This window comes from Corynebacterium lehmanniae (genome assembly GCF_043161975.1).
Taxonomy (GTDB): Bacteria; Actinomycetota; Actinomycetes; order Mycobacteriales; family Mycobacteriaceae; genus Corynebacterium; species Corynebacterium lehmanniae.
In genome coordinates this window covers 984101-997787 of sequence record NZ_CP170998.1, presented here as the reverse complement: position 1 = coordinate 997787, position 13687 = coordinate 984101, and the positions used below count along the sequence as shown (strand labels likewise).

General features: G+C 67.1%; 10 protein-coding genes and 2 pseudogenes. 6 read left to right on the top strand and 6 right to left on the bottom strand.

What is annotated here, in order from left to right; all coding sequences use genetic code 11:
* Positions 1-41: 41 nt before the first annotated feature.
* Positions 42-617 (top strand): HD domain-containing protein, encoded by a 576-nt coding sequence (locus ACF3NP_RS04755; RefSeq protein WP_181888309.1) that lies wholly within the window; start codon positions 42-44, stop codon positions 615-617.
* A 10-nt stretch (positions 618-627) separates the two neighbouring features.
* Positions 628-2070, top strand: a complete 1443-nt coding sequence (locus ACF3NP_RS04750) for an FAD/NAD(P)-binding protein (RefSeq protein WP_181888310.1) — start codon at positions 628-630, stop codon at positions 2068-2070.
* Between the two features lie 72 nt (positions 2071-2142).
* Here the strand turns inward: ACF3NP_RS04750 and ACF3NP_RS04745 are convergent, their stop codons facing one another.
* Positions 2143-4134, bottom strand: coding sequence for a fibronectin type III domain-containing protein (locus ACF3NP_RS04745; RefSeq protein ID WP_181888311.1), 1992 nt, complete (start codon positions 4132-4134; stop codon positions 2143-2145).
* Between the two features lie 136 nt (positions 4135-4270).
* Between ACF3NP_RS04745 and ACF3NP_RS04740 the strand changes: the two genes are divergently transcribed.
* Positions 4271-5965, top strand: coding sequence for an alkaline phosphatase D family protein (locus ACF3NP_RS04740; protein WP_181888312.1), 1695 nt, complete (start codon positions 4271-4273; stop codon positions 5963-5965).
* 88 nt (positions 5966-6053) lie between these two features.
* Here ACF3NP_RS04740 and ACF3NP_RS04735 read toward each other — a convergent pair whose 3' ends face one another.
* The gene (locus tag ACF3NP_RS04735; protein ID WP_392399008.1) at positions 6054-7181 is read right to left on the bottom strand and encodes a YhgE/Pip family protein; all 1128 of its coding nucleotides are present in this window, start codon (positions 7179-7181) and stop codon (positions 6054-6056) included.
* 150 nt (positions 7182-7331) lie between these two features.
* Between ACF3NP_RS04735 and ACF3NP_RS04730 the strand changes: the two genes are divergently transcribed.
* Positions 7332-7694, top strand: a complete 363-nt coding sequence (locus ACF3NP_RS04730; RefSeq protein WP_392399152.1) for a hypothetical protein — start codon at positions 7332-7334, stop codon at positions 7692-7694.
* Between the two features lie 95 nt (positions 7695-7789).
* Here ACF3NP_RS04730 and ACF3NP_RS04725 read toward each other — a convergent pair.
* The 3 genes and pseudogenes from ACF3NP_RS04725 to ACF3NP_RS04715 all read right to left on the bottom strand — a co-directional run.
* A pseudogene (locus ACF3NP_RS04725) lies at positions 7790-8170 on the bottom strand (YhgE/Pip domain-containing protein); the annotation flags it as partial.
* 68 nt (positions 8171-8238) lie between these two features.
* Positions 8239-10830, bottom strand: coding sequence for a YhgE/Pip family protein (locus ACF3NP_RS04720; protein ID WP_181888314.1), 2592 nt, complete (start codon positions 10828-10830; stop codon positions 8239-8241).
* A gap of 27 nt (positions 10831-10857) precedes the next feature.
* Positions 10858-11013, bottom strand: coding sequence for a hypothetical protein (locus tag ACF3NP_RS04715; protein WP_181888315.1), 156 nt, complete (start codon positions 11011-11013; stop codon positions 10858-10860).
* On the opposite strand from ACF3NP_RS04715, the pseudogene ACF3NP_RS04710 reads away from it, so the two are divergent.
* Positions 10982-11476: pseudogene (locus tag ACF3NP_RS04710) on the top strand (hypothetical protein); the annotation flags it as partial. The gene ACF3NP_RS04715 and the pseudogene ACF3NP_RS04710 overlap by 32 nt on opposite strands.
* 37 nt (positions 11477-11513) lie before the next feature.
* Here the strand turns inward: ACF3NP_RS04710 and ACF3NP_RS04705 are convergent.
* Positions 11514-12167: an IclR family transcriptional regulator gene (locus ACF3NP_RS04705; protein WP_338026570.1), complete on the bottom strand. Its 654-nt coding sequence runs from the start codon at positions 12165-12167 to the stop codon at positions 11514-11516.
* Positions 12168-12261: 94 nt separating this feature from the next.
* Between ACF3NP_RS04705 and leuC the strand changes: the two genes are divergently transcribed.
* Positions 12262-13683: a 3-isopropylmalate dehydratase large subunit gene (gene leuC, locus ACF3NP_RS04700; RefSeq protein WP_181888317.1), complete on the top strand. Its 1422-nt coding sequence runs from the start codon at positions 12262-12264 to the stop codon at positions 13681-13683.
* Positions 13684-13687: the final 4 nt, after the last annotated feature.

The window sequence follows — 13687 nt, the reverse complement described above, 5'->3', positions numbered from 1 at the left end:
GCTCGTATCGTGTGAAGCGTTCCCGACAGAAAGGGGCTGGCATGACCAATGCTCCCGTCGCGTCCCCGCGACTTATCCAAGCAATCAACACCGCAGCGTGGGCGCACCGCGACCACGTCCGTAAAGGCACCGACATCCCGTACGTTTCCCACGTATTCGGCGTGATGCACCTCGTCTCCCAGGTCACCGATGATGAAGATGTGCTCGTCGCGGCGCTATTCCACGACATTTTGGAGGACGTGCCCGAGGAATACAGCCCCGAGCGTATGGCCGAGGAGTTCGGCGACCGGGTGGTGGAGCTGGTGCGCGGGGTGACCAAGGACAGCACGCTTTCCAGCTGGCAGGACCGCTCGGACGCCTACCTGGCGCATCTGCGGGAGGCGGACGACGGCAGCGTGCTCATCTCCGCGGCCGACAAGCTGCACAACCTGTTGTCCATCCACGCGGACCTGGACCAGTTGGGCGATGAGCTGTGGGGCCGCTTCAACTCCGGCAAGGAGCGCCAGCTGTGGTGGTACCGCTCCGTGGCGGACCTGGTGCAGGAACGGCTACCGGGAAATCCGCTGGGTGAGGAGCTGGCCCGCCAGGTTGAGCGGCTGGAGGCACGCGGCGCATAAGCTGGAGCGCATGCAAAATTCGGTGATGAAGGTAGCGATTATCGGCGCCGGCCCGCGCGGCCTGTGGGCGTCAGAAGAGCTCATGGAACAAGCACGGGAGCGCGGCGCGGCTATCGACGTGACGGTGTTCGACGCCAAACCGTTGGAGGAGTCCTCCGCACCCGGGGCGTTTCGAGCTTCGGTGCCGGAAGAGTTCATCCTCAACGCACCCAAGTCCATCGTGGAGACGAAACTCGGGCCGCTCGACCCGGACGATGAGCTTCCGGACGATTTTCCCAGCCGCCGGCACGTCGGCGAGCACCTGGATAAGTCGTGGCGCGCGCTCGAGGAGAACCTGCCGGAGCGCTGCAGCCTCACCCACCGGGTGGAAAACATTGAGATGGTCGAGCCCACCGACAGCGGGGTGGACGTGCTCGGCGAGCACTTCGACGAGGTGCTCATGGTCACCGGGCATGCGCATGACTGGCCCGGCTCGCTCGCGCACGCGGACCTCGGCGACCTCAAGGTGGTCGCCCCCGCCTATCCGGCGTCGAACCTGGACGCAGTGAGCCCGGACGATGTGGCGTTGGTCCGCGGCGCCGCGTTGACCTTCATTGACGTGGTGAAGTACGCGGACGCGAAAGTGTTCTACCCCGTGACCCGGTCGGGGCGGTTCATGGAGGTCAAGGCGTACTTCGAAGGCAAGGCGAAGGAGGCGGCGCAGCCGCACATCGAGGAGGCCTCGCAGAAGATCCTCGACTGCGAAGGCCTCGAGGAGTTGGAAGACATCCTTGCGGACTGCGCCACGGAGATCCTCCGCATCGCCGGCGGCGACGGCGGGGAAGACGACATCCGGAAGGTGTTGCGCGGCGAGGACTTCACCGGCGATCCGGTAGCGGAGCTCCGCGCTTCCGTTGCGGCGGCGCGCGGGGAGCGCCCCTGGACGCCGGCGCTCGCCGTGGCGCTTGCATTCCGCGACACCTACGACGCGGTGATCGACCGCGCCTCCTACGGCGGCCGCCACACCTTGGGTGGGAAGGACTTCGACGCTTTCGTGTCCACGCTGGAGCGCGTCGGCTTCGGCCCTCCGGTGGAGTCCGCGCAGACCATGCTCGAGCTTATCGACGAAGGCCGGATCCGCATCGAGCTCATCGCCCGCGGCGAGGAGGACCTCCGCGACTTGGCCGAGGAGGTCAGCGCGACCGTCGTCATCGACGCGGTGCAGGCGCCGCCCGGGATTGTCGAAGGCACGCTGGTGGGCAACTTGGTGGACGCCGGAATCGGCCTGCGCTACGCCGACACGAATGCGCTGCACGTGAAGCCGGACGCCACGCTCGTGGGGCAGGAGCACCTCGCCGCGGCCGGCCGCATGAACGAAGGGCTGGTGCTCGGCCACGACACGCTGAAGCGCACCAAGCAGCACGGCATCGAACGCTGGGCTGACCGCGTGACCGCAGCTGCGGCAGAGCGCTAGAAACGGCTGCTTAAAACACAGAACCCGCCACTGCGACCTGGGGGATCGCGGTGGCGGGTTGTGCGTTTGGCGCTAGATGTTGAACTGCTTGCGGATGTCCTGAATCCACTGCGGGTGGACGTACGACAGTGCCGCGAAGATCGCGCCCAGCACCGCGATCAGGATTGCCAGGACCGTGAGGATGATGCCGCCGGTGCTGCTGCCGGACACGCTGCCCGCGGCGTCCTTGCCTGCGTCCTGATCCTCAGCCGGCTCCTGCGGCTCGGCGTTCTTGGTGATGGTCTCCTTGATCGTGGTCGGCACCGTCTTGGTCTTTTCCACGATCTTGGTTTCCGGCGAGGTCTGCGTGGACGTCTCGGTCACCGTGGCGGTGGCGACGGAAGTCTTGGTGGTGACCTCCGGCTCAGCGCCCTTGGTGATGGTGGTCGGCACCTCAACCGTCTCGGTCTTCGTCACGGTTTCCTTCACCGTGGTCGGCACCGCCTTGGTCTTCTCCACGACCTTGGTTTCCGGCGAAGTCTGCGTGGACGTCTCCGTCACGGTCGCGGTGCCAACAGAGGTATTCGTGGTGGTGACCAGCTTCTCGGAGGTCTGCGTCGTCGTGATTGTCTCCGGAGCAGGCTTCTGCTCGGTGATTGCCTGTTCAGAGGTCGGCTTCTGCTCGGTCGTCGGCTTCTGCTCGGTGGTCGGTTTCTGCTCGGTCGTCGGCTTCTCCGCGTCCTTCTTCTGCAGCGTGACCTGGTCCACCACGTACGGGGTGTTGATGTTGTAGGTGGTGAGCTTCAGCTCGGTCGGGGAGACGCTGATGTTGGTGTAGTCCGGGTTGTAGTCCTGACGCCAGCGGGCGGTGGAGTCGTGCGCCAGGTCGCGGGCACGCTCTTCGCGAATGTTGGGGTGCGTGTCGCCGAACTTGTCATGGAAGTCGTAGTACTTGCCGCCGGTTGCGGTGGTGGAGGTGAGGTAGAGCACCTCGCCATCCTCCGGGATGAGCACGTCGCCGGACTTGGCCGCGCCTTCGGGGATGACCGGGTCGAAGCCGTTCATCAGGTGGGAGCGGGTGTAGATGTGGTCGTGGCCGCTTAAGACCAGATCCACGCCAGCCTCGGACAGCTTCGGGGTGAGCTGCTCGCGCAGGCGCACCACATCCGAGTCGGTGTAGTGGGTGCCCTGAGAGAACGGTGCCTGGTGGATGCCAACGATGACCCAGTCCGCGTCCGCGCCGTTGGTGGCGATGGCGTCGTTAACAAACTGCGCGTGCGTCTCAATATCGGCCGCGTCCGAGCGGTTGCCGTCGAGGCCGATGAACAACACGTTGTTGTAGTTGAAGAAGTAGTTCGCGGTTGTGCCAACCTCGTTGGGCAGGAAGTAGGTGTCCTGGAAGTGGCGGTCCGGCGCGTAGGTCTCGTGGTTGCCCTTCAGCACAGCGAGGCGGTAGTTCTGCAGTTTCTCGGGCGCGGTAAACGCCTCGAGCTGCGCCACCGGTGCACCCCATCCCTCGGCTTGGTCGCCGAGGAGCATGAGGAATGCGGAATCCGGGTGCTCGCCGGTGGCGACGTCGACGGCCTTGTTCCATGCTGCGGACTGCTCGGCGATCTTGGCGCCCACGCCGATCTGCGCGTCGGCCATGGCCAGGAAGTTCCAGGTGTCGGAATCGGTGCCGGTGGTGAAGGTGCGCTGCTCGCTCCAGCCGCGGTCGTCGTTGCCGACGCGGTAGACGTACTCGGTGTCCGGCTCCAGGCCCGTCATCGTGGCCTCGTGCGGGTAGAAGATCGCGGCGTTATAAGGGCCGCGCGGGGATTCGACGCTGGTGACGTCGCCCGGGTTGTCCGCCGGCCAGTACTCCAGGTACTGCAGCTCGTTGGTCTTGGACTGCCACGCCAGGTTGGCCTCGGTGGCGTCCGAACCGATGCCGAGCACGATGCGGCTGATCTTAGAGTTGACGGCCTCTTCCTGAGCGGAGGCGTCAACGGCGACGGTAAACGGTGCAAACAAAGAAACAACCACCGCGGCGGCAACAGCGCTGCGGCGGTGGGAACGGTGGGGCTGGGATCGCAGAACAGTCATGTGCCCCTACATAAGTCACGCGGTTTTAACAGCCGGTTACAAGAATCTCGTCACCTCGGTGAATTTGAAGTGAACATTAGGCAACTCCGCGCAGTTGTAATGGCGCGGCACTGATAGCTCGTTGAAAGTAAGCTGCATGAGCTCAAAGTTCCGTGTGAATCGTCGTGTGTTCCTGCAAACTGTCGCAGCGACCGCTGCCGCAACCGCTATCGGCACCGGCGGCGCTTACGCCGCGCGGCGCGGCACGGTGTCCACCCCGGAAGAACCGGCCCCGGCAAGCGAGTGGGACCTGCCGTTCCTCCACGGCGTCGCATCCGGCGACCCGCTGCCGGACCGCGTGGTGCTGTGGACCCGCGTGACCCCGTCGCGTGAGGCGCTGCCGGGCTCCGGCCTGGGTGAGGGCGTGGAGCTGGAGTGGCAGATCGACACCTCGGAGGACTTTGGTAACCCGCAGACGGGCACCGTGACCACCTCGGCGGACTCGGACCACACTGTCCACGTCGACCCGGACGGCCTGGAACCGGCGACGGAGTACTTCTACCGTTTCATCGTAAAAAGCGGAGAGTTCGAGGGCGCGACCTCCCCGGTCGGCCGAGCGCTTACGGCGCCGGAGGCTGACGCGAGCGTGGACAACCTCAACCTGGCCATCGCCTCTTGCGCGAACTGGGAGTCCGGCTTTTTCGCCGCGTACGGCGACATGGCGCAGCGCGCCCGCGCAGGCGAGATCGACCACGTGGTCTTCCTCGGCGATTACATCTACGAGTACCCGACCGGCGAGTACGCAGGTAAGAGCGGTGTCGCGCGAATGCACCACCCGGAGTGGGAGATCACCACGCTGGAGGATTACCGCCAGCGCCACGGCCGCTACCGCACGGACCTCAACCTGCAGGCCGCGCACGCGGCGTGCCCGTGGATTGTCGTCTGGGACGACCACGAAACGGCAAACAACAGCTGGCTCAACGGTGCGGAGAACCACACCGACGGCCGCGTGGAGGGCGAGTGGCCGGAACGCTTGAGCGCTGCGAAGCAGGCCTACTTTGAGTGGCTGCCGGTGCGCGCGCAGTCCGCGGGTGAGGAGCAGCTGCTCTACCGCAGCTTCAAGTTCGGCGACCTGGCGCAGCTGACCATGATGGATCTTCGCACCTACCGCGACGCGGAGACCTCCGGCGCGAACTTCGCCAACGACGACCGCACGATGCTGGGCAAGGCTCAGTTCGATTGGGTGGCACAGCAGCTGCAGGAGTCCACGGCCCGCTGGGATGTGCTGGGCAACTCGGTGATGGTCTCGCCGATGCGATTTGTCACCATCCCGGACGACGAGAAGGCCAACATCGCTGCAGGTTATATGAAGGAGCGCGCAACGGGCATCGCGGTGAACTCGGATCAGTGGGACGGCTACGCCGCGGAGCGCGACCGCCTGCTCACCATGTTGGATGAGCAGGAGTCGAACGCACTGTTCCTCACCGGCGATATTCACTCGGAGTGGGCGAACTCGATCGCCTCGCCGTCCGGCTTCGGCGAGATCGGCTGCGAGATGGTCACCACTTCCATCTCTGCGCCGAATGTGGACGAGATCCTGACCACCGCGTTCGGCACTTACCACAAGGAAGACAACTCCACCTCGCTGCTGGTGGAGAAGGTTATCCGGGACTACAACCCGTGGGTCAACCACATCGACTTTGACGCGCACGGCTACGGCATCGCCAGCATCCACTACGACTACGTGGACATGCTGTACTACCGCGTCTCGGACGTGGAGGACCCGGACGCCGCGGTCAGCCTCGGCACGAAGCGCCAGTGGCGCATCGGCGAGGGGTTCGTCGAAGCATAAGCTGCTTATCGACGACGGTCGCGAAATCTGGGTGGGCGGGCTGGTCACCGCGCGCGTGCGTGGCACCATCGAGCTGTAGGCGGGCGGCCTACGTCATCATCACCTTGGTCTGGGCGACCGCCTCGTCCATGCGGCCGATCGCGTGGTGCAGCCGGTGACGCAGCCAGAGGCCGAGGAAGAGGAAAGGCAGCACGAAGAGGACGAGGCAACCGAGGGCTCGCCAGAAGTCCCAGCCGTAGGTGCCGAAGACCGCGGCGCGCATAGCGCGGATCGAGTAGGTCGCGGGCAGCCAGGGGCTGATCGCCTGCGTCCAGCCCGGCAGCAGCTGCAGCGGGTAGGCTCCGCCCGCAGCCGAGACCTGGAGCACCAGGATGAGCACGCCCACGGCTTTGCCGGCGTTGCTCAGGGAGAGCACCAGCGTGTAGCAGATCAGGTGGAAGACCAGGCTCGAGACCCACCCCGCCATGTAGAGGAGGAAGGGGTGCGCGGGCTCGATGCCCACGTAGACGATGAGCCCCGCCATGAGGAGCGTGGATTGGGCCAGGCCGGTGGTCACGAACGTCAGGTAGCGGCCAAAGTACTTCTGGCCCGCGGTGAGGCGGTCGGGATCGACCACGTTCTGTTCGATGGAGCGATCGTCCGTGCGCACGGCCACCGACGTCAACAGGGCGCCCACCCACAGGGCGAGCACCGTGTAGAGCGGGGCCATGCCGGCGCCGAAGCTGACGCGGGGGAAGACCTCCTTGCGCTCCACCTTGACTGGGTCGACGAGGGCGTCGGCGAGCACTTCCGGGTGGCTGGAGACGAGGTCGGCCAGCTTCGTCAGGTCCCCGCTCGAGCGCGCCTGCGCGATCGACTGCTTCGCCTCCTGCATCCTCGCCGCGTTGGCGCGCAGAGATTCCGCCGTGTCGCGCAGGTCCGCGCCGGAGGCTGCGAGGGTGTCGCGAAGCGAGCCGGGCCGGTTGGCCAGGGCAGAGGAGACGCCGTCCATGTCCGAGCGGGCCTTGTCGACGTTCGCGCGGACGTTGTCCAGCGAGCCCGACAGCGCCTCGAGGCGCGGGCGGATCCCGGTGTCGTAGGAATTCTTGGCCGAGTCCATCGCCTCGCGGGCCCGGGCGATCGAGTCCTCGATCTCCTGCCGGTCTGCGTTCTTCCCGTCCCGGCCGCCCTGCCCGGCGGTGAGGTGCGCGGCGGCGTCGTTGAGTCGGTCGCGCACGGCCGTCTGGCGGGCGATGGCGTCGTTGAGGTGGCCGACCACCGCGCGCACCCCCGGCTGGGCGTCGGGGGGAAGCGCCGGGCGACTTGGCCGTTGATGGTGTCGCGCAGGGCCGTGTACTGCTTCACCTGGACATCGATGCGCGCGGCGATGTCCGTCAGGCTCGCGGCGGTGGCCTGGGAGGTGGCGGAGGAGTCCGCCAGCAGCTGGTCGACACGTTCGCTCACGGCGGCGAAGCTTACCGACGTCGCCCCCAGCGCCGCCGCAAGCGCCGCGCCGTCTCCGCCGAGGCTCGCCCCGGTGACCCCGAGGTCGACGGGGTGGACCTGCCCGAGAGAGTCGCCCAGCGCCCCGGAGATCCGCTCGGCGCTGTCGACGAGCGGCACGCTCGACTCTGTGAGCGAGGCGAGCGCGTCGACGGTGTTGGCGCTGGAGAGCAGCTGGTCGCGGGCGTTGGCGGTGCGGGTCGCGATGGAGTCGAGCGCCTGCTTGGTCTCCGCCTCGTTGAAGTAGTCCGAGGTCGTCTCGATCAACCCGAATGACACCTCGGAGAGGGCCCTGGTGAACGACGCGCTGATCTGGGCGCTGACGCCCTGCGTGCCGCTGGAGATGAGCAGCGGGGAGATGGGGTTCTTCTTCTCGTTGATGTAGAGGTCGATCCGGCTGGGTTCGGCGTCGTCGGCGTAGAAGGTGAACATGTCGTCGCTCAGCGTGGGAGGCAGGACGATGGCGGCGTAGTACTCGCCGGATTTCGCGCCCTCGATGGCGTCGTCGACGTCGGTGATGACCCAGTCCATCGAGTCGTCGCGGTAGAGCTGGGAGAGCACCATGTCGCCGACGTTGACGGCCAGCGGGGTGAGGTCGCTCGTGTGGCCGCGGTCGGTGTTGGCCACCGCGACCTCGAGGCGATCGGTGTTGCCGAATGGGTCCCACGCGGCCAGCACGTTGAACCAGGCGAAGAGGCAGGGGATGGCGATGAGGCCGACCATGACGATGCCCGCCATGACGTTGGTGTAGAGCCGGCGCAGGTCGTTGTAGGCGATGGAGAAGACGGTTCTCACTTGGTGTCCTCGCTTTCGGCGTCCGCGGGCCCGATGGTGACGCTGGTGCCGGCGGAGTCGTGGCGGTGGATCACGGCGTCGCGCAGCTCGGCCTCGCCGAGGCGTGAGACCTGTTCGGCGTCGACGAGGCTCTGCGTGAAGTACTCCACCGCGCCGAGGTAGAGGGTGACCAGCAGCGACCAGGCGACGACGATGGCCAGCATGATCGTCTTGTCGGTGGGCAGGAGCATGGTGAGCAGGGTGATGATGGCGATGCCGACAACGCCCACGACGATCCCGCCGAAGATGAGGGTGCGGTAGTTCTCCCGCAGCATCCGCGCCCGCTTCTCGACGCCACCGCGGAACTCATCCCGGTCCGACAGGGCGGCCATGATGTCGGACGCGCGGTAGGGCGAGCCCATGACCTCCACCTTCTCGTTGGTGATCAGGTTCGTGCGCGCGAGCTGGCGGTTGAACAGGAGGTTGGCGTGCGAGGAGGTGAGTCGGAACAGCCACCCCAGGGCGAAGGCCGCGGCGGACATGGCGAGAAGCGCCGCCATGAAGCGGAGGTAGTGGTGGTCGTAGAACCCGGCGATGGTCTCGCGCATCGCGTCGATGCCGTAGCGGAAGGGGAGGAAGGGGTAGATGTGGCGGAAGAAGTCGGGCATGAGCTCGATGGGGTAGAGGCCCGACGCGCCCGGGATCTGGATGACGACGAGGAAGACGGCGATGCCGCGGCCAATGTGGCCGAGCGCGGAGACGATGGAGTAGATGATCGCCGTGTAGGCGACCCCGATGGCGATTGCGGTGGCGAGAAAGGCCGTGACGGACTGCATCTGCACCCCGAAGGCCACGTTGCCGAGCGTCACCACGACGGCCTGGAGCACCGAGAGCGTGGCGAAGAGGAGGAAGCGGCCGAGGTAGGCCTGGCCGACGGTGAGGCGGCGGAAGCCCTCGGTGTCGACCTCGACGCGGAAGATGATCGTCAGCACGAACGCGCCGATCCACAGGGCCAGGTTGGTGAAGAAGGAGGCCATGGAGCTGCCGTAGTTCTCCGTGGGGAAGACGGCCTGCTGCTCGACGGTGACGGGCGAGGAGATGTACTCGCCGATCTTCGCGGAGTTGAGGTTCGTGACAGTGTTGAGGGCCTTCGAGTCGGAGGTGGCCAGGAGGGCGTTGATGTCGGACTGGGCGGAGCGGGCGCCGTCGGCAAGCGTGCCGAGGTTGCCCGAGACCTCGTCGAGGATGCCGAGGCTGGCCGCGAGCTGGTTGTCCACCCCGGCGAGCAGGGAGGTCGTTTCCTCGCGCAGGGCACGCTGGCTGCTCAGCGCGCCGCGCACGGAGGCGACGCTGCCGGAGGCCTGCGCGAGCGAGGCGTTGATCGCGGGCACGGACTCGCCGAGCTGCTTGCTCGCGTCGCGCGCTGCGGCGTTGGAGTCGGCGGTCGCGGCCTCGAGGGAGTCGCCGAGCTCGCCTATCGACGCCAGCGCGGCGCCCGCGCTGCGGTCCACGTTGTTCAGGCCGTCGAGGACGGCGCGGGAGGCGGCGGTACGCTCCTCCAGCGCGCTGGCCGCGGCGTCGAGCTGAGCGCGGACCTCGGGCGATAGGGCCGCCCCGGCCGACATGGCACGCAGCTGCGCGGCGGCGGATTCGCCCTGCTTGACCACGCCGTTGACTTCGCCGACGGCCGAGCGCACCCGCCCCTGGGCGGTGCCGAGCTGGCCCGTCGCCTCCGCGATGGAGGCGCTGGCGGAGGCGGCGCCGAGGCTGAGTGCGTTGGTGGACTCGACGAGCGCGGCCGACGTGTCGGCGCTGAAACCGGCGGAGGACTTCTGCAGCTCGGCGATGATCCCCTCGGCCTCGCCGAGGGAGGAGTCCACGGACCGGAGGGTGTCGTCGACGGAGCCGACGAGGGTGTTCAGCTCGGCGACGACCGGGCGCGCCCCGATGATGCTCTGCTTCATCGTGGCCACCCGCCCCTGGGAGGCGTCGAGGTCGGCGGCGATCTGGCCGAAGCTCCCGGAGGCCTTGCCTCGGGCCTCCTCGGCGTTAGCGCGCGTCGCGAATCCTTTGTTGCGCAGCTCGGTCGCCGCGGCCTCGCCGACCTTCTTCTTGAAGGCCTCGGACACGGCCGTGTCGACGGCGGAGGCGCCGGCGTCGGTGATCGAGGGGGCGACGCCGTTGCTCTTCTCGTTGACGTAGTACTCCAGCACCGGCTGCGTGTAGGTGCCGCTGACCAGGCTCAGCAGGTCCTCGCTGAACTCCGGCGGGATGAGGAACATGGCGTAGTAGTCGCCGCGCATGAGCCCGTCGCGGGCCTCGTCCTCGGGGAGGAACACCCACCCGATCTTGTCGTTGCCCTTGAGCTGCTCGGTGATCTGCTCGCCGACGTCGACCTCGCCGACGCGTTCGGCGGAGGCGCCACGGTCGTTGTTGACCACCGCGATGCGGATGTTCTGGGTGTGGTTGTAGGGGTCCCAGAAGGCGTTGATGTTGAACCACGCGTAGAGCGCGGGGATGATGAGCACGCCGACGATGATGATGAAGGCCCGGGGAACGCGCAGTAGACGACGAATGTCCCGTACAAGAATCTGCCCGCTCTTTCTCACGTGGCGAGCGTACCCTCAAATAGAGCGTTAGGGGAAACGCCCCGGGTCTGGGCCAAACTCGAGTCCTTCAACCCCGGCGGCAGCGCCAAGGACCGCAGAGCCCGCGCCCTCGTCGCCGACGCCCTCGAGCGCGGCGTGCTCGGCCCGGGACTGGCAGGAGCCGACGCGCGGCGCGTGGCTCACCGAGGTACTCTCCGGTGGCGTCGCAGAGGCGCTGCGCGAGCGCGGGTTGCGTCTGTATCTTGAGCCGGGGCGCTCGCTTGTCGACGGCTGCGGGCTAACCCTTGCCGAAGTCGCCTTCACCAAGACCCGTTCCGACGGCGTGCCCCTGGTGGGCCTAACCATGAACCGCATCCAGTGCCGCACGGCCTCGGATAGCTTCCTCATCGACCCCTACCTGGTCAAGCGGACCCCGCCGAGTGAGGAGATCGAGGTGTTCTTGGTCGGCGCCTACTGCATCGAGGACGAACTGATCCTGCGGCGGAAGATCCGCTTCCCCCGCGGTGTGGCGGCGGGGGACCTCGTCGCGATCCCGAACACCGCTGGTTACTTCATGCGCATCCTGGCGAGCGCGTCGCACCAGATCCCGCTGGCGAAGAACGTGGTGTGGCCCGCGGGGCGCTTGGACGACATCGACGTTCGCTGAGGCCCGTTGGCGCCCCCAGTACCAGGCCGGAGCTCGGCTAGAGCTCGGCGCTCAGCCGAGCGGTGGCGTCCTTGAGCGCGGCGCCCCACTTGGCTGTGGGGCTCGGTCCGAGCCGCTCGGCCGGGCCGGAAATAGACAGCACGGCCACCAGCGCACCGTCCGGTTGGAACACCGGCGTGGACACCGATGCGAGCCCGACTTCGCGCTCGGCCACGGATTCAGCGAAGCCGTCGTCACGGACTTGCTGCAGGTCAGCGGCGTCGAAAGGCGCGTCGACGGGGGCAAAAGCCGCGAACACGCGGGCGGCGGAGCCGGCGGATAAGGTCAGGTGGGAGCCGACCGGGACCACGTTGTGCAGTCCGCTTTCGGGTTCCGCGGCGGCGATGCAGGTGCGCGTGGTGCCGGTGAGCTGGTAGAGCTGGGCGGACTCGCCAGTGGTCTCGACGAGATCTCGAAGCACCGGGGCCGCGGCCGCGAGCAGTCTCGGCGACGGCCCACCGGTGTAGCTGGGCAACGCGGGCCCAAGCGACCATTCGCCGCGTTCGTTGCGGGCGAGCACATGGTGCACCTCGAGTGCCGTGGCGATGCGGTGTGCGGTGGCCCGGGGCAGCTCGGTGGCGTCGCTGAGCTCTGCGAGCGATTTGTCGCCGCTGGCTACGGCCGCCACGATGGCGACTGCGCGGTCGAGCACTTTGATGCCTGATCCTTCGTTATACTGTCTCACAGTTCGAATCCTATCATCTCATTATGTGGGAAGGTGGGGAGGAAACGCGAAGGAGTTTGCTATGGCGGATACACCGTTGACGTTGGCGGAGAAGGTGTGGCGCGACCACGTGGTCAAGCAGGGCGAAAACGGCGAGCCCGACCTCATCTTCATCGATTTCCAGCTTCTGCACGAGGTCACCTCGCCGCAGGCGTTCGAGGGGCTGCGCTTGGCCGGGCGCACGATGCGCCACCCGGAGCTGCACCTGGCCACCGAGGACCACAACGTGCCCACCGAGGGGATCGTCTCCGGCCAACTGCTCGAGATCGCGGAGCCGACCTCGCGCACCCAGGTTGCCACGCTGCGCGAGAACTGCGAGGAGTTCGGCGTAACCCTGCACCCGATGGGCGACGTCAAGCAGGGCATCGTGCACACCGTCGGCCCGCAGCTGGGCATCACCCAGCCGGGCATGACCATCGTCTGCGGCGACTCGCACACCTCCACCCACGGCGCGTTCGGCTCGATTGCCATGGGCATCGGCACCTCCGAGGTGGAGCACGTCATGGCCACCCAGACCCTGCCGCTGAAACCCTTCAAGACCATGGCCATCGAGGTCACCGGCGAGCTGCAGGAGGGCGTGACCGCGAAGGATCTGATCCTGGCGATTATCGCCAAGATCGGCACCGGCGGCGGCCAGGGCCACATCATCGAGTACCGCGGCGAGGCCATCGAGAAGATGTCCATGGAAGCGCGCATGACCATCTGCAACATGTCCATCGAGGCAGGCGCGCGCGCCGGCATGGTCGCACCCGACCAGAAGACCTTCGATTACGTCGAAGGCCGCGAGTACGCACCAAAGGGCGCGGACTGGGACGCCGCGGTGGAGTACTGGAAGACACTGCCCACCGACGCGGGTGCCACATTCGACACCGTGGTGGAGATCGACGGCGCGTCGCTTACCCCGTTTGTCACCTGGGGCACCAACCCCGGCCAGGGCCTGCCGTTGGGCGAAAACGTGCCGGACCCGGAGGACTTCACCGACGAGACCTCCAAGCAGGCCGCCGCCAAGGCCCTGAACTACATGGACCTCACCCCAGGCACGCCGCTGCGCGACATCGCCATCGACACCGTATTCCTGGGCTCGTGCACCAACGCCCGCATAGAGGACCTGCGCGCCGCCGCCGAGGTGGTCAAGGGCCGCACTATCGCGGGCAACACCCGCATGCTGGTCGTGCCCAGCTCCACGTTGGTCAAGCAGCAGGCGGAGGAGGAAGGCCTGGACAAGATCTTCACGGACTTCGGCGCCGAGTGGCGCACTGCCGGGTGCTCGATGTGCCTGGGCATGAACCCGGATCAACTGAAACCGGGGGAGCGGAGTGCGTCGACAAGCAACCGCAACTTCGAGGGACGGCAAGGCCCCGGCGGGCGCACCCACCTTGTCTCCCCGCTGGTCGCTGCGGCGACCGCTGTCACCGGCCACCTCGCAAGCCCCACAGACCTGTAAAGGA

What these genes read in the sequence shown, in the direction of transcription:
- ACF3NP_RS04740 (WP_181888312.1), top strand. Translation starts at nt 4,271, where the DNA reads ATGAGCTCAAAGTTCCGTGTGAATCGTCGTGTGTTCCTGCAAACTGTC.
- ACF3NP_RS04745 (WP_181888311.1), bottom strand. Translation starts at nt 4,134, where the DNA reads ATGACTGTTCTGCGATCCCAGCCCCACCGTTCCCACCGCCGCAGCGCT.
- ACF3NP_RS04755 (WP_181888309.1), top strand. Translation starts at nt 42, where the DNA reads ATGACCAATGCTCCCGTCGCGTCCCCGCGACTTATCCAAGCAATCAAC.
- leuC (WP_181888317.1), top strand. Translation starts at nt 12,262, where the DNA reads ATGGCGGATACACCGTTGACGTTGGCGGAGAAGGTGTGGCGCGACCAC.
- ACF3NP_RS04730 (WP_392399152.1), top strand. Translation starts at nt 7,332, where the DNA reads ATGTCCGTCAGGCTCGCGGCGGTGGCCTGGGAGGTGGCGGAGGAGTCC.
- ACF3NP_RS04750 (WP_181888310.1), top strand. Translation starts at nt 628, where the DNA reads ATGCAAAATTCGGTGATGAAGGTAGCGATTATCGGCGCCGGCCCGCGC.